We start from the raw sequence: 16,622 nt of genomic DNA, 5'->3' as shown, positions 1-16,622 counted from the left end.
ACTTTCTAACCCCGATACCTGACTTTACAACCTGACTGTTCCCATGAAAAACGTACTCAAAACCCTCTTTTTCCTGCTGATGGCGCTGCGGCTGTCGGCTCAGGACCACGTGTTTGTGGAAACCGAATCGTTCGAAAACAAGGGCGGCTGGGTGATCGATCAGCAATCGTTCGTGGTCATCGGTTCGTCTTACCTCATGGCGCACGGCATGGGCCGACCGGTGAAAGATGCGACAACGACCGTCCGTTTTCCCAAAAAAGGCAAATACCAAATCTGGGTTCGTACCAAAGACTGGGCACCGTTTCCGAAAGGGCCCGGCAAATTTCAGGTTGACGTCGACGGAAAACCGCTGAATCCGGTTTTTGGCGAGAGCGGTTCCGATGCCTGGAAGTGGTATAACGGCGGAGAAATCGACGTCAAAACCGATCAGGTGAAACTCGCGCTTCACGACCTGAGCGGTTTTAATGGCCGCTGCGATGCCATTCTGTTTACGAATGTTCCCAAATTTACGCCCCCCGATAAATCCGCCGAACTGACCGCTTTTCGGAACAAATTGCTGAATCTGTCCGACAAACCCGCCGAAGCCGGAAACTTCGACCTGGTGGTCGTTGGCGGAGGAATTGCCGGAACCTGCGCGGCCATTTCGGCTTCGCGGATGGGGTTGAAAGTGGCGTTGATTCAGGATCGACCGGTTTTGGGCGGGAACAACAGCTCCGAAGTCCGGGTGCATTTGCGGGGCGATGTAGACAAAAACCACTACCCGAAACTGGGCCGGATTGTCCGCGAAATGGACAACGGCGATCCCGGAAACGGGCACCCGGATGCCCAGGAATACGGCGATGCCCGGAAAACCGCCATCGTCAAGGGAGAACGGAACATGACGCTTTATCTGAATACGCACGTTTACAAAATTGAGAAAAAAGGTGCCGCCATTTCCGCCGTGATCGGTCGTGACATTGCCACCAACAAGGAAGTGCGGTTTACAGGAACGTATTTTTCCGACTGCACGGGCGACGGAACGCTAGGGTACCTGGCCGGTGCCGACTACCGCTTTGGCCGCGAAAGCAAAGCTGAAACGGGCGAATCGCTGGCGGCCGAAAAGTCGGATGATTTCACGCTGGGAACCTCGAACCTGTGGGCGTCGCTGGACCGCGATACGGCCACTACATTTCCCGAAACGCCCTGGGCACTGCCGTTTTCGGACGAATACCACATCGACGAAGCCCGCTCGGACTGGCAGTGGGAAACCGGTTTTGGCAACTTCAACACCATCACCGATGCCGAGAAAATCCGGGATCACAACCTGCGCGCGATCTTTGGCAACTGGTCGTACCTGAAGAATCACAAGAAAGATAAATACGCCAAACGCGAACTGGCCTGGGTGGCTTACATCGGCGGCAAACGCGAATCCCGGCGGCTTCTGGGCGATTACGTGTTGAACCAGATGGACATTCAGGAAGGTAAACAATATTCGGACGGCACCGTGACGGCTACCTGGACGATCGACCTGCACTTCCCGGACACTCAGAACAGCAAACACTTTGAAGGCCAGGAGTTTTTCGCCGGAACCAAGCACATCAAGGTAGCGCCGTACACCATTCCGTACCGCTGCCTGTATTCCAAAAACATCCCCAATCTGTTCATGGCGGGCCGGAACATCAGCACCACGCACGTGGCCTTTGGCAGCACCCGCGTGATGCGGACCTGCGGCATGATGGGCGAAGTGGTCGGTTTTGCCGCTTATGTTGCGAAGAAATACAATACGTCACCGCGCGGGGTGTATCAGGAACATTTGCCCGAATTTATGGCGATTATCAAGGATGAACCGACGGCGGCAAAGCCGTAAATCGACGATTGACGATCGACCATTGACCGCCGACGATTGACCATCGTCAATGGTCAATCGTCAATGGTCAAAAAACGAACTAACTACCATGAAATACAGCCTTAGTCTTATATTGGGATTGGTCAGTCTGGCCGGTTTTTCTCAGAAACCGAAAACCGTCGGGTTGTCGAACGACCGGGTGCAACTGGTTTGGGAATCGACGGCGAGCGGCTGGCGGTTGCAGAAAGTAGCGGTGCAGAAAAACAAACAGTGGCAGGCTCTCGCCCAGCCGTCGGGCGAAAACACCCTGCTCTATTCGGCCGAAAAACCGTCGAACAAGCCCGAGCAAACCTTCAAAACCATTACGGGCGAAGAGTTTCCGGGCCATGAATACCACTATCAGCAGGTCCAGTGGGCCGAATGTACGAGCCCGGTTTCGCTGAACACTGCCGGACAAGCCACTCATTTTTTCCCGAAAGACGCCCAACAAACCGGTAAAAGTCTGACATTCAAACAAGAAACCGACGCGGCTACGATCAACACCGAATGGACGCTCGACCCGAAGTTTCCGCAGGATGTCATTGTCAAGCAAACGCTGACGGCGAAGAAAGGCGGTTTTTTCTCGCTGGCCAGCCCTACCCTTTCCACGGTTTCGGAACAAAATCTGTCGTGGGCGACGGTGCCGGGTTATTTTCAAGGCAATAAGATGCAGCCGAATTTTGTGCTGGCTTATGCCTACGGTCACGGCATTCCGAAATTGCCGGTGGTCTACCGCGAACGCTGCGCCAGTACGCTGGCGCCGATGATCAGCACGAAAAACGGCCTGACACTCGCCGTAATTCCGGAACCGGGTCTGGCGCGCGATCCCTGGGCCAACGACAAAATCACCCAGCTCGACTGGAACATCGGTTTGTCGCACATGAACCGCAAGGCTCAGTTGTCGCCGACGCTTTATTACCCGGTTTTGGGCGAACCAAAATCCACGCTGAAACCGGGCGAAACCATCACCTACACCTTCCGGTACAGCCTGACCGATGGCGACTGGTTTAAAGCCCTGAACCACACGGTTTACGATATTTACCAGTTTAAGGAGTCGCTGGCGCTGCGAAAAAGCAGGCAATCGCTGACCGACCGCATCCACAAAATGCACCAGTATTTGATCGATCCGAAAACGTCGCTCTGGAACGTGGAGGAATTCGAAGGCAAGAAAATTGGGGCGCAATCGTACCTCGGCGGGGTGGTTGGTTCCGACAAGGATGCCATGAAAAATTCGGATTATGGCGCGATGTGGATGCTGGCGACCGCCACCGGCGATTCGTTGCTGACGAAAAATGTGCTTCCTTATGCCGAAAACTTCAAGCTCGTCCAGCAGGAAACGAACAACGGTTTTTTCAAGGGCGCCGTCGAAGGGCAATATTACCTGGCCAAATCCAAGAAGTTTGTGGAGGAATGGGGCGCGGTGGTGGAACCGATTGCCCTAACCTATTACACAATGCTCGATATTGGGAACATGCTGTTATTCGAACCGAACGATGCGGAGTTGAAAGAGCGGCTGCGGTTTGGAGCTGAGCGTTTGCTGACCTGGCAAAAACCGGATGGCAGTTGGGCGGTGGCTTACGACAAAAAAACGGAGCAGGAAATTTTCAAAGATATTCAGGACGTCCGGCCAACTTTCTACGGAATGATCGTTGCGCACCGCATTCTGAAAGACCCGAAATACCTCGCTGCGGCCCGCAAAGGAGCGGATTGGCTGATCAAAAATGCGGTTGAAACCGGAAGCTTTCTGGGCGTTTGCGGAGATGCCCGCTACGCGCCGGATTTTGCCACCGGACAGTCGGCGCAAGCCTTTCTGGATCTGTACGATCTGACGAAGGACGAGCGGTACAAAGCGGCCGCGATTGAATGCGCCAAAATCTACACGACCTCGATTTATACGCACCCGATTGCCAGCCACAAACCGAAAACCGTCAACGGTATGGCGCGCGAAGACTGGGAAATCAGCCAGACGGGTTTAAGTTTTGAGCATGGCGGTATTTTCGGCTCGGCGGGTCGGCACGGGCCGATTCAGTTGTGCAGCCACGCGGGACTGTTCATCCGGATGTATGGAATGACGAAAGAACCCATTTTTGCGGACATGGCGCGGGCTGGTGCCATTGGTCGGGATGCGTTTGTGGATGCCAAAACCAGCGTGGCGTCATATTATTGGCAGGCCATGAACCGGGGCGCCGGGCCGTATCCGCACCACGCCTGGTGGCAAATCGGCTGGCTCACGGATTACCTGCTGGCCGAAGCAAACCTTCGTTCGGGTGGCAAAGTGGTTTTTCCGCGCGGTTTTGTGACGCCGAAAGTGGGGCCGCACCAGACTTACGGTTTTGCCGCGGGAACTGTCAATGGCGAAAAAGCGAACCTGGTCATTGACGAAAATCTGGTAACGATCGACAATCCGTCCGTGGATTATATTCTGGCGAAATCCGAAAAGAAGGACAAGACATTTGTCATTCTGCTGAATAATAGCGCCCAGCCGTCTGATTTTCAACTCACTGCAAAAGGTCAGAAAGCCACCGCGAAGCAGTTACCGGCTTTTGGATTTGAAATTGTGACGTTGGAAAATAAGGAATTGTAACCTGAAAGAAAGAATGAAAAGGGCTTATTTCTTCAACGGAATTTTGGGCACACCTGCTTTTTTAAGAGCCGCATTGGCCTTTTCAATTTTTTCGGCGAAGGGTTCACGTCCGTCAATTCCCTTCAAAACTCGGTTAGGAACGATCTCGATTCGTCCCGTATCCTTTTGTGTTTCCATATGCTTTGCTTTTTATAATGAATTTGGGATTTATTTCTTACCAATCAAAAAAAGTTCATAATGATGACTTGGAGTAAACGACTCCCATTTACCATTTCGATAACCTAACAATGAGAAAAATTGCGAGAGTTCCCCAAACCCCTGATTGATGGCCATTCGATACAGACGGTTGCGAGACGGTGTATTACCAGCAAAGATTAATAAATGCTCGGGATAGGTATCCAAATAGGACATCGCTATTTTAAAAACCGTAGCTAGAACTTTAGCGGTATCTCTATTGTCACTGATCGTGCGATCATCAATTTCATCGTTCAGTGCGTTGTAATCACCTAAACCTAGGTTGTAAACATTTTCGATACCAGTGTCCGTAACAAGCACTATTTTTTGAATACTGCCATTAGCTCCAATGCTCTCAAAGAAAAATTGGGTAGCATTTCGGCTCTTTTGGAAAGAATAACTCGGATAGTTCACAGAACTTATTTTTACATACAAATATAATAAACTTGAATACAACCATTGATACCATCGTCATCCTCGTGTTTTCGGCCTTTGTGCTGGGAATCGGGATGTTATTTGCCCGGACCGGACGCAACCTGAAGTCGTTCTTTGCGGGGGGCGAAGCCGTGCCTTGGTTCATCGGCGGGCTGTCGCTGTTCATGAGTTTTTTCTCGGCCGGGACGTTTGTGGCTTGGGGATCAATTGCTTACAAACACGGCTGGGTCGCCATCACGATTCAGTGGACCATGTGCATTGGCGCCCTGGTCACCGGTTTATACCTGGCCCCCCGCTGGAAAGCAACCGGTGCCTTAACGGCCGCCGAATTCATCCGGAAACGGCTGGGGTTGACGGTTCAGAAAGTGTACATTTTCATTTTTACCCTCGTATCGGTTTTTATCAAAGGCTCGGTTTTATACCCAGTGGCCAAACTGGTCAGCTCGTCGCTGAACCTGCCGTTGATTCCCTGTACTATTGGTTTGGGCATTTTCATGATTGCCTACACCGCCGTCGGCGGACTCTGGGCCGTCATGGTGACGGATATTCTGCAATTCGTGGTTTTGTCGGCGGCCGTTTTCATTTTATTGCCGCTGTCGCTGGATCGGGTCGGTGGTTTTGACGGATTTACGAAAGCCGTGCCGGACGATTTTTTCAACCTGCTCAACGGCGAATACACCTTCGGTTTTGTGGCTGCATTTGTCATTTACCACATCTGTTACATCGGCGGCAACTGGACGTTTGTGCAACGCTACACCAGCGTCGAAAGCCCAAAATCGGCGCGAAAAGTGGCGTTTCTGTTTGCGGCACTCTACCTCGTCAGCCCGGTAATCTGGATGTTACCGCCGATGATTTACAAAGCCATCAACCCCGCGCTGACTGGTTTGGACACCGAAAACGCCTACCTGATGATCTGCAAACTCGTCCTGCCGCCCGGTTTGCTCGGGCTGATGCTGACGGGCATGTATTTCTCGACTTCGGCCAGCGCCAACACGGCCTTGAATGTGGTTTCGGCGGTTTTTACCAACGACATCTACAAGGGGCTGATCAACCCACAAGCATCTGACAAACAGCTGATTCGCGTGGCCCGGGGCTCGTCTTGGTTTTTCGGTTTTGGGATGATTGTCATTGCATTACTGGTTCCGAAAGCGGGCGGTATTGTCGAAGTGGTCTTGAGTATTTCATCCATTTCGGGTGGCCCGCTGCTGGCTCCTCCCCTCTGGGCCTTGTTTTCCAAACGCCTGACCGGGAAAGTAACCCTCTGGATTACGAGCATTGCGCTGACGGTCAACCTGTTTTTCAAAGCCATTTCGCCCTGGCTGCTGGATTTCAAACTCAGCCGGGGCACCGAAACCATCGTGGGCGTGGGCCTGCCCTTATTGCTTTTGCTGGCCTACGAACTCTGGGCACGATCGCGTGAAAAAGTAGCGGACGAATACCAGAATTACCGCGCGGCTGCCCAGCTAAAACGAGAAGAAACCGCCGAAGCGATAAGTAGCGAAGAAGCGATTGAAATTAAGAAACAAAACCGGTTTGGCCTCCGGGTCATTGCGGTTTCGCTGGTTTTTACCGGCGTCATGCTGCTTGGATTGAGTTTCCTGACCACGCAGGGAGCCGTCATCACGGTGGTTATCTCAGTTGTGGTGCTGATTTCGTCGCTGATTCCGTGGTCGGCATCCCGGCGGGTTCAAATCCCTTCAGGATTGCAGCAATCGGAGAAAATCGTCAATTCGAATCACGGATAATCAGTCGTAAAAAATTCTTTATATTTCTCAGAATGAGACACAAACAAGTCATACTTACGGTTTTATTTTTCCTTCAACTGGCAGCGGTGTCGTTCGCCCAATACACCATTCGCGATCCGAAAGCGATTCCGCTGAACGGCGAATGGGTGTTTGCGATGGACCCGAATGAAGTAGGCGAAACCGGTAAATGGTACCGGGAAGATGCCCCGCTCAATCGCTGGAACAAGGTGACCGTGCCGCATTGCTTTTCGGTCGATCCGCGCTACCAGTTTTATACCGGAACTGCCTGGTACCGCCGGACTTTTCCGTGGCAGCCCACCACCGGCAAACGGGTGTTGCTCCACTTCGATGCGTCGTATTACGAAACCGTCGTCTGGATCAATAACCGCAAAATCGGGAATCACGAAGGCGGCTATACGCCCTTTCATTTCGACGTTACGGATTTTCTGAAAGCAGGTACGAACACCATTGCGGTTTCGGTCAACAACAACACCTGGCGACACGGCACCATTCCCGGATCAAAAGACTACAACGAACCCAACGACCCGTTTCCGGGCTGGATTAACTACGGCGGTTTGATCCGCCCGGTTTACCTGACCGTGGAGCCGGAAGTCTATGCCGAAAACGTAAAAATTGAAGCCATTCCCGACCTGACGAAAGGCACGTCAACGCTAACGGTCCGGACCCGCATCCGAAATACGAGCGGGCAGGCGGTTTCGCCGAAGCTCACCTTCCGGGTTGAACAGAATGGCAAACCACTGACGCTCAACTGGAAACAGCAACCAGGCAGCGTGGCTCCGAATCAGACGGCGGTTCTGGTGGCGGAAACCGCTCTGAAACCGGCAGACGTGAAACTCTGGAGCATTGATCAGCCGACCTTATATGATGTTCAGGTCGTGGCTGCCAGCGATACGGTTAAAACCCATTTCGGGATTCGGAAAGTGGAAGTTCGGAATGCGCAGTTGCTGCTGAACGGCCAGCCGATCAAGGTTGCGGGCGGAAACCGGGTGGTCGATTATCCCAATTTAGGATCGGTCGAACCGGATTGGGTGGTTGAAAAAGACCTGCGGCTGATGAAGGAAGCGGGCATGGAATTTCAACGACTGACGCATTACACGCCCTCCGAAACCGTCTACGATTGGGCCGACCGTAACGGTATGCTGATCATTACGGAAGCCGGAAACTGGCAGCTGACACCGAGACAGATGGACAATGATACCATTCGCAGGAAGTTCCGGCAGCAGTTCCGCGAGATGGTCGAACGCGACTGGAATCACCCCAGCGTCATCGCCTACAGCGTTGGGAATGAATACCTTTCCGAACAACCTGCCGGGCAGCGCTGGACCAAAGACATGATTGCCTACGCCCGCGAACTCGATCCAACCCGGCTGTATACGTTCGCATCGATGCGCCTGAATACGCTGCCGAAAAAACCGGAAGACGAAGCTACGCAATATTGTGATTTCGTTTCGACCAACACCTACGGCAACCATGCGAACATCCTGAAACACATCCATTCGCTCTATCCCGACAAACCGATTTTCATCAGCGAATACGGAACCCGGGCGGATGGCAAAGACGGCGAAGCGGGTCAGGTGACTCACCTAGAAAAGTTCCTAGGCGACATTCGGCAACTACCTTACGTCGTGGGTGCGTCATGGTGGTCCTACAACGATTACCTCAGCCGGCACGACGGAACCAATCCCGACGGCACCCGGCCCTGGGGGCTGGTCCGGCACGACCGTTCGAAGCGCCCGCTGTATAACACGCACCAGAAAGGAATGGCGCCGGTAATCATTGAAAAAACCGCCTGGGAACCGGGGCCGGAAGGGGTGCACCAACTCAAACTACGGATCACCGCCCGCCAGGATTTCCCGGCGTATACCCTCAGGGATTACCAGTTGAAAACCGCTGGACGCACCCGGACGTTACCCGATCTGCAACCCGGCCAAAGTGTCGATATGACGCTGCCGGTCAGCGGTTTTGACAAAACACTTACCATCGAACTCACGAAGCCAACCGGCTTTACAATTCTTACGCAAACGATTGATCTGACGAATGATACGCGAACAAGCAACCGATAAACGAGGTCCCAAAACCGTCCGGCACGAGGCTGATCTGATAGTAGTAGGTGGAGGACTTTCCGGTACCTGTTGTGCCGTTACGGCGGCCCGGGCGGGCATCCGCGTTGTGCTGGTGCAGGACCGGCCCGTGCTGGGTGGCAACTCTTCCAGCGAAGTCCGGCTCTGGGTGTTGGGCGCCACATCGCACATGGGCAACAACAACCGCTGGGCGCGCGAAGGCGGTTTTATCGACGAGTTATTGCTGGAAAATCTCTACCGGAATCCGGAAGGCAACCCGCTGATTTTCGATACGATTGTACTGGAAAAAGTAATCAATGAGCCCAATATCAAGCTGTTATTGAATACGGCGGTGCATGAAGTCGAGAAATCCGACGCCGAAACGATATCCGGTTTGAAGGCGTTTTGCAGCCAGAACAGCACGGCCTATGAACTCGTTGCTCCCCTCTTCTGCGATGCGTCGGGCGACGGGATTGTGGCTTTTCAGGCCGGAGCCGCCTTTCGGATGGGTGCTGAGTCGGCGGAGGAATTTGGGGAGAAATTTGCGCCAACCGCCGAGTACGGCGAATTGCTGGGGCATTCGCTCTATTTTTATTCGAAAGATACCGGCAAACCGGTCCGCTTCGTGCCGCCCTCCTACGCCCTGACGGACATTACCCAGATTCCGCGCTACCGCCGGTTTAATACCAAGGAATTCGGCTGTCAGCTGTGGTGGATCGAATACGGCGGACGGCTCGATACCGTTCATGATACCGAAACCATTAAATGGGAACTCTGGAAAGTGGTGTACGGCGTCTGGAACCACATCAAAAATTCCGGGCAGTTTCCCGAAGCCGAAACCATGACGCTGGAATGGGTCGGGCAAATTCCCGGCAAGCGCGAAAGTCGCCGGTTTGAGGGCGATTACATCCTGAAGCAACAGGACGTAGTCGAACAACGGACGCATCCCGACGCCGTGGCTTTCGGGGGCTGGTCGCTGGATTTGCACCCCGCCGATGGCGTTTTTTCCGAAAAACCGGGTTGCAACCAGTGGCACAGCAAGGGCATGTACCAAATTCCGTACCGCTCGTTTTACAGCCGGAACATCAAAAATCTGTTCATTGCCGGTCGGATCATCAGCGCGTCGCACGTGGCATTTGCCTCTTCGCGGGTGATGGGAACGAGTGCCTACGGCGGACAGGCCGTCGGCATGGCGGCTGCGCTCTGTGCGAAAGCCGGTTTACTGCCCCGCGAACTGACCGAACCGGCGCGCATGAAAAATTTGCAGCAGGAACTCCTGAAAACCGGTCAGCATATTCCCGGCCTGCAGCTTCACGACTCTGCCGATTTGACGCAGAAAGCTACCCTTTCGGCTTCGAGCGAACTGTTACTGAGTGAGTTACCACCCGACGGCCCGCTGTTGCCGCTCACTTCCTCGGCCGGTCAGATGCTGCCCTTGTCCGCCGGAAAAGTGCCGGGACTGACGGTTTGGGTCAGCGCGGATCAGGCCACGACGCTGACCGTAGAATTACGCCGGAGTAGCAAACCCGACAACCATACGCCGGACGTAACGCTTCAAACGCTCAGCATTCCGGTGGCAAAAGGCAAACAGGAACTGGAATTGAACTTTGACACAACGCTGCAGGAACCAGGGTATGTCTTTGTGCTTTTCCAGAAAAACGAACACATCCGGCTGCAATACAGCGCTTTGCGCGTAACCGGAATCCTGTCGGTTTTTAACAAGGTCAACGCGGCTGTTTCCAATTTTGGCAAACAGGAGCCGACGGAAGACATCGGCGTGGATGCCTTTGAATTCTGGACGCCCGAACGCCGTCCGAAAGGCCAGAATATTGCGATGAAGATCGAATCCGGTATTGCGCTTTTCGGCGTCGAGAACCTGCGAAACGGGATTCAACGACCGACGAATCAACCGAATGCCTACGTGGCAAATCCGGCCGATCCGAATCCGACGATTACCTTAATCTGGCCGGAAACGCAGACGATTGGCCGGGTTGAGCTGTTTTTCGATGGCGACTTTGACCATCCGCTCGAAACCGTGATCATGACGCATCCGGAAACGGAAGTGCCGTTTTGTGTCCGGGAATATATGCTCTGCAACGATCGCAAAGAGCGCATTTTTCAGAAAACCGACAACCACCAGACCCACAATACCGTTCGATTCGATCAGGCGACTGAAACCCGCAGCCTGACGATTCACCTGAAAGCCATGAACGGCCCGGTTCCGGCGGCTTTGCTGGAAGTGCGTTGCTATGCCGAATAGAAAATACGGCGATCCACCTTCCTTTATTCCCGCCCGAGTCCCTTCGGGCGGGAATAATTCTTTAAAAATCAAGCCATATGAAAAGAAATCCCTTATTTTGATAACTAATAATGACTGATTGACGTTATAGCAGGTATAAACCGCTGCTTCTCCATCTTTGATTTTGGCGTTCTGGCTAAATAAATCTTCAGCTCGTCACTTTTCCATTCGGTAAAGCACTGATTTTAAGGCAGGTATTCTGATTAATGAATTGGATCGGGCTACCCGCCATTATCGACCGGTTTATGAACCGCTCATTCACTATTAAACAATTATAGAAATGACACATTTGATTAATTCGCTGAAGGAGAAATTGAAAGCACTCGGAAATAGCTTGTTTGGCTTGAATCAGGAATCGGCACCCGTATATCAACCGGTTCCGGTGCCTCAGTCAACCCCTAATTTCCCGCGTCGTAAATAATAACGGTTAGGTAAGCAGTCGGATGAATGAAGGTATTTCATTCCGGCACTCTTAACCTGCCGATTGTACTTTAACTTACACTTCCCGAAAGTCGAAACGGAACCGCAAAATGAGTCAATCATTTCTGCTCTTCCGTTTCGACTTTTTTATTTATGGCCATTATTTAACTTATTCCCGATTAATTCACATTTCTCAATTATTATAAAAATTATATTATCTTTAATTATTTTAACCAGCATAAAATTGACCTGCTGGTTTTTAAGGAGTTAAAAACCGCATTGATTTTATCTATACTCCATCAATAAATCGAATTTACATCCTACTCCGATTTTTCGCATTTTTGTACAGAATTTAGACGTTACAACCTGTACAAATAAATCCATTCTATGAAAAATCAAATTGTTTCGGTAGGTTCCGTTTTCCCGGATTTCAAGAAGCTAGCCGTAGTATCGCTGGAAAAAGGCAATGAGTTTTACGAAATATCGTCCGACGATCACAAGAATGCCGGCAAATGGCTGGTGATGTTCTGGTGGCCGAAAGACTTTACGTTTGTGTGCCCGACGGAAATCGCCGAATTCAACAACAAATTCGAAGATTTCGCCGACCGCGACACCATCGTCATTGGCGCTTCAACCGACAGCGAATTTGTTCACCTGGCGTGGCGCAAAAATCACGACGACCTGCGCGGACTGAAATTCCCGATGCTGGCGGATACGTCAAAATCACTGGCCGAAGAGCTGGGTATTCTGGAAGCCAACGAAAAAATCGCTTACCGCGTGACATACATCGTTGATCCACAAGGTATTGTTCGCTGGGTATCCGTTAACGACCTGTCGGTAGGCCGGAACGTCAATGAAGTAATCCGCGTTCTGGACGCCCTCCAGACCGACGAACTCTGCCCCTGTAACTGGGTAAAAGGCGAAGAGACACTTAGCGCTTAATTGTGATTGTGCGAATGAGCAATTGAGCGAATAGCTCCGCCAATTTTCAACTCCTGCGAAGGTATTCACTCAATTACTCAATCACCCATCTACGCAACAACCATGACTACTTCCGTTCAAAACGAAACTGTATTATCGCTGCTGACCAATCTGGGGTTGGACACTTCGGCCAGTTATCCCGCGCTGGAGACACTCGGACAGGTTGACCACCGGTACCTGCGGGATCTGAAAATCAACGTGGGGAATGTGCTGAACAGCAGCCAGAATCTATCGAAAAAGCACGCGTATCTGCTGGCTTTGTCGGTAGCTGCCAACGAAAAACACCAGCCCCTGATCGACAGCTTTTCCAGCATGGCCCGTCAGGAGGGCACTACGGATGCCGAAATTGCGGAAACGCTGGCCTGTACGTCGCTGCTGAGCACGAACAATGTCTTCTACCGCTTCCGGCATTTTACCGGCAAGGACTATTACCAGCAAACCCAGCCGGGCATTCGGATGAGCATCATGATGAATCCGGTTTTGGGAAAAGAGTTTTTTGAACTGGTGAGCCTCGCCGTTTCCGCCGTGAATGGTTGCGAATTGTGCGTCCGTTCGCACGAAGAAAGTGTGTTGAAACACGGTGCCAGTGAGGCCCGGGTGTTCGACGCCATCCGGCTCGCGTCCGTCATTAAAGGATTAATTACCGTCCTGTAAAAGTACCTAGTTACAGTTCATCAACTAAAAAATACACTTCATTGACAAACCTGCGGGGCTTTCGTGCTCCGCAGGTTTTTTTTGTTCACCAAATAATAAAACAAGTAACTTCTATTCTTTCATTCCAATTCCTTTTCAATATGTTTACAGGGAATAAATACCTACTCCCTCTTCCAAAAACTATAGCATGAAAAAATTCGTACGAATTCTGTTGATTTTCCTTGGCGTCATTGTGCTGCTGGCCGCTGGCGGAATCGGATACCTTAAAACGGCGCTGCCCAATGTGGGTCCAGCGCCGGAACTGACTATTCAGGCTGATTCGGCCCAGATTGCGCGGGGCAAATACCTGGCCAATCACGTTGCCGTTTGCATCGATTGTCATTCGGAACGGAACTGGTCACTGCCGAGCGGACCGATTATTTCCGGAACCGAAGGAAAAGGCGGAGAAGCCTTTACCCGGGAAATGGGTTTTCCGGGTAGTTATTACGCCCGAAACATTACACCTGCCCACCTGAGCGGCTGGAGCGACGGCGAAATTTACCGGGCGATCACGACCGGTGTCAGCAAAGACGGCCATCCGTTGTTTCCGGTCATGCCGTACCTGAATTTTGGCCAGACCGATCCCGACGATGTCAAAGCGATCATTGCCTACCTGCGAACCCTGAAACCGATCGAGAACAAGTCGATTCCCGAACCGGAATCCGACTTCCCGATGAGTCTGATTATCAATACAATTCCTACGAAATCGGAAGGCAGCAAACGTCCGGATCCGGCCGATTCCGTTGCGTATGGCAAGTATCTGGTCACGTTCGCCAGCTGTGGCGAGTGTCACACGCCCGTCGACGACAAGGGGCAACACCTACCGGGGCTGGAGTTTGCCGGTGGCCGTGGTTTCCCGATGCCTACGGGAACCGTTCGCTCGTTGAACATAACACCGGACCCCGAAACCGGTATTGGCTCGTGGACCAAACAGGCCTTTATCGATCGCTTTAAAGCCGCCGTGCAACCGGATTTCAAACACCCGGCGACGCTCGAACATGCCGAGTTCAATACCATCATGCCCTGGGTGATGTATGGCGGAATGAACGAGCAGGATTTAGGTGCGATTTATACCTACCTGAAAACGGTGGCACCGGTTAAAAATGCGGTTGTGAAATTTACTCCGAAAGGCAAAGAAGTCGCTTCCCGCTAATAGACGCTTCTCATAAAAAAACGAAGGCCCGAACGGGTCGGGCCTTCGTTTTTTAACCGCAAATCGGCCTGCTTCAACCTCCTGTTGCTTTCATCTGACCATGCTCCAGCGCGGTACGGTTTTTCTCACTGCCGTTCAATCAAATAGTTAGTGCCCTTTTCAGGGAAAAAACCGACTATTGCATTGGATTTTTGCAACCTTGCCGATGACCTATTCTATTGCCCTTCTGGATGACCATCAGGTTGTGCTTGAAAGCTTCGCCAATCTGCTTGCCACAAATGACCGTTTTCGGGTAATCGGAACGGCCAATGACCGCGCTTCGTTACAGGATCTGCTGGATCAGGAGCCCGTTGACGTGTTGATCACCGATCTGATTATGCCGACCCTGAAAACGGCCGACCTCATTCCCCTGCTGAAAAGCCGGTACAAACACATGGCAATTCTGGTGTTATCGGGTTCGTATGAGCCCGCGCTGGTTCGGCAGGCCATGCAGGCAGGAGCCAACGGTTACATGACCAAAACCGCCGATAAGTCTGAGCTCTTTGACGCGATTCTGGCCGTTGCCGCCGGTCGGCGGCACATCGACAGCCGGGTTTTTTCGATGGAAGAACCCACTGCGATTCCGGTCGACGACAATCCGCTATCGGACCGGGAAACCCAGATTGCCAGCCTGATTCTGGATGAATTATCCAGTACCGAAATTGCCGATAAACTGTTTATTTCCTTCAATACCGTTGAAACGCACCGCAAACGGATTTACCAGAAACTGGGTGTAACGACCGCGCTTGGCCTGATGAAACACCTGATGAAGCAGGGTTTTATGAAGAAAGAAGAGTTGGTCTAAAATCGCTATTCAGCCCGATTATTCGCCCGGTTTTATGAAAAACCGGGCGTTTTTTATTCCTCCCTCCCGTGTCTGATCGTTTTCGCGTTACGGTCCAAAATCAATCGATACGCCGTAAAACCGCTCTGGTATTTGCCAGCTAAAAACCACTATTGGTTAAAAATCACCGAATTCAGTGACAGTAAATCACCGATTTAGGTGATTTTTTTCAGTACAAGAAACCAGACCTTTGCAGCGGTAAACATCTAAATACACACACCATAACATTTACGCTTTGAAAGTTCTGAGTATTGCCGCCGTTTCCCTGACGATGGTGGGCTTTCTGACTTTAGCCCTCCTGCCAACTTCTTCATTCACTGACGACCACATTTCCCGGTTGCGGTTCTATGACGCAAACCCGCCGACACTGACGATTCAGGTGTGCGACGGTTTTAATCCAGTCAACCATGAGGCCCTGCCGGTACAGTCCCGGTCGCAACTTTCGTCGATTCAGGTCGTCCAGTCACCGGGTGGCCTCCTGGATTCTGCCTGCCGGAACGCCCTTTTCCTGGCTCGTTTATATCCTGCGAATGAGGTTAATCTGCCCGTTTCCTGGCTGTTGATGCTTTAGAATCCACCAAAGTCTGAATGCCTTTTACAACCTATGAAAACTGTAATTATTTCGCTGTTCACAATTCTTTGCGCCCTCACCTGGCTCGGCTTCGGTCGGGTTAATCCCTTCGATAGCGATGACGACGAGATTACCTGGGACGAAATTGACGAAGATTTGTGGCCATAGTAAATCCTGATTCAAGCGGTTTTATACAGCCGACCGGTTTGTGTTTGCCGGATACAAATTAACTTTTGAAGAGTTTTTAACTGACCCATCCGGTACCCACCGTAACGGCTTACCGGTCAGTGAAGAAAAGCGGAGACCAGAAACCGCTTACCAAACGGGGCGTATCTGAAAAGCCTAATGAGTAGGGAACTATAAACAACAAAAAACAATGCCAAAGTATGTAATTGAGCGAGAAATCCCCGGAGCGGGAAGTCTCACGGCCGATCAACTAAAAGCAATTTCACAAACTTCCTGTGGTGTTCTGGATAAAATGGGCCCTCAGATTCAGTGGGTTCAGAGCTACGTAACGACGGATAAAATCTATTGCGTTTACAATGCTCCGAACGAGGAAATGATTTATGAACACGCCCGGCAAGGCGGTTTTCCAGCCAACTCGGTCAGCAAAGTTTCCACGATTATTGACCCGACTACTGCTGAATAAGTTCTTTTCGTCGACAACTGATTAAATTGC

14 protein-coding genes are annotated in these 16,622 nt (G+C 51.7%); 12 read left to right on the top strand and 2 right to left on the bottom strand.

Annotation, left to right across the window (positions count from 1 at the left end; translation table 11 throughout):
- Window positions 1-43: 43 nt before the first annotated feature.
- Window positions 44-1,846 carry an FAD-dependent oxidoreductase gene (locus tag GJJ30_RS26455; RefSeq protein ID WP_154178170.1) on the top strand — a complete coding sequence of 601 codons (1,803 nt, stop codon included), beginning with the start codon at window positions 44-46 and terminating at the stop codon, window positions 1,844-1,846.
- Window positions 1,847-1,934: 88 nt separating this feature from the next.
- Window positions 1,935-4,448 (top strand): glycerophosphoryl diester phosphodiesterase, encoded by a 2,514-nt coding sequence (locus GJJ30_RS26450; protein ID WP_154178169.1) that lies wholly within the window; start codon window positions 1,935-1,937, stop codon window positions 4,446-4,448.
- A 24-nt stretch (window positions 4,449-4,472) separates the two neighbouring features.
- Here the strand turns inward: GJJ30_RS26450 and GJJ30_RS26445 are convergent, their stop codons facing one another.
- Together GJJ30_RS26445 and GJJ30_RS26440 are read right to left on the bottom strand one after the other, a co-directional pair.
- On the bottom strand, window positions 4,473-4,625 hold the full coding sequence (locus tag GJJ30_RS26445) for a hypothetical protein (protein ID WP_154178168.1): 153 nt from the start codon (window positions 4,623-4,625) through the stop codon (window positions 4,473-4,475).
- Window positions 4,626-4,655: 30 nt separating this feature from the next.
- Window positions 4,656-5,096, bottom strand: coding sequence for a DUF6934 family protein (locus GJJ30_RS26440; RefSeq protein WP_154178167.1), 441 nt, complete (start codon window positions 5,094-5,096; stop codon window positions 4,656-4,658).
- A 32-nt stretch (window positions 5,097-5,128) separates the two neighbouring features.
- On the opposite strand from GJJ30_RS26440, the gene GJJ30_RS26435 reads away from it, so the two are divergent.
- From GJJ30_RS26435 to GJJ30_RS26395, 10 genes are all read left to right on the top strand, one after another.
- Complete coding sequence (locus tag GJJ30_RS26435) at window positions 5,129-6,862, top strand: sodium:solute symporter family protein (RefSeq protein ID WP_154178166.1); 1,734 nt, start codon at window positions 5,129-5,131, stop codon at window positions 6,860-6,862.
- 32 nt (window positions 6,863-6,894) lie between these two features.
- On the top strand, window positions 6,895-8,946 hold the full coding sequence (locus GJJ30_RS26430) for a glycoside hydrolase family 2 protein (protein ID WP_154178165.1): 2,052 nt from the start codon (window positions 6,895-6,897) through the stop codon (window positions 8,944-8,946).
- Window positions 8,921-11,203 (top strand): FAD-dependent oxidoreductase, encoded by a 2,283-nt coding sequence (locus tag GJJ30_RS26425; protein ID WP_154178164.1) that lies wholly within the window; start codon window positions 8,921-8,923, stop codon window positions 11,201-11,203. Before GJJ30_RS26430 ends, GJJ30_RS26425 begins: the two co-directional genes overlap by 26 nt.
- A gap of 846 nt (window positions 11,204-12,049) precedes the next feature.
- On the top strand, window positions 12,050-12,604 hold the full coding sequence (locus tag GJJ30_RS26420; RefSeq protein WP_154178163.1) for a peroxiredoxin: 555 nt from the start codon (window positions 12,050-12,052) through the stop codon (window positions 12,602-12,604).
- 102 nt (window positions 12,605-12,706) lie between these two features.
- Window positions 12,707-13,297: a carboxymuconolactone decarboxylase family protein gene (locus GJJ30_RS26415; protein WP_154178162.1), complete on the top strand. Its 591-nt coding sequence runs from the start codon at window positions 12,707-12,709 to the stop codon at window positions 13,295-13,297.
- Between the two features lie 187 nt (window positions 13,298-13,484).
- On the top strand, window positions 13,485-14,489 hold the full coding sequence (locus tag GJJ30_RS26410) for a c-type cytochrome (protein WP_154178161.1): 1,005 nt from the start codon (window positions 13,485-13,487) through the stop codon (window positions 14,487-14,489).
- A 205-nt stretch (window positions 14,490-14,694) separates the two neighbouring features.
- A complete protein-coding gene (locus GJJ30_RS26405) occupies window positions 14,695-15,333 on the top strand; it encodes a response regulator (protein WP_154178160.1) in 639 nt (212 codons plus the stop codon).
- 274 nt (window positions 15,334-15,607) lie between these two features.
- A complete protein-coding gene (locus tag GJJ30_RS26400) occupies window positions 15,608-15,943 on the top strand; it encodes a hypothetical protein (protein WP_154178159.1) in 336 nt (111 codons plus the stop codon).
- Window positions 15,944-15,976: 33 nt separating this feature from the next.
- A complete protein-coding gene (locus GJJ30_RS32555) occupies window positions 15,977-16,111 on the top strand; it encodes a hypothetical protein (protein WP_262885389.1) in 135 nt (44 codons plus the stop codon).
- Between the two features lie 208 nt (window positions 16,112-16,319).
- Complete coding sequence (locus GJJ30_RS26395; RefSeq protein WP_154178158.1) at window positions 16,320-16,592, top strand: DUF4242 domain-containing protein; 273 nt, start codon at window positions 16,320-16,322, stop codon at window positions 16,590-16,592.
- Window positions 16,593-16,622: the final 30 nt, after the last annotated feature.

The sequence above is a fragment of the Larkinella terrae genome (assembly GCF_009668025.1).
Lineage (GTDB): Bacteria > Bacteroidota > Bacteroidia > Cytophagales > Spirosomataceae > Larkinella > Larkinella terrae.
Note: the sequence above shows the minus strand (reverse complement) of the source record. Positions and strands in the feature narration are given on the sequence as shown.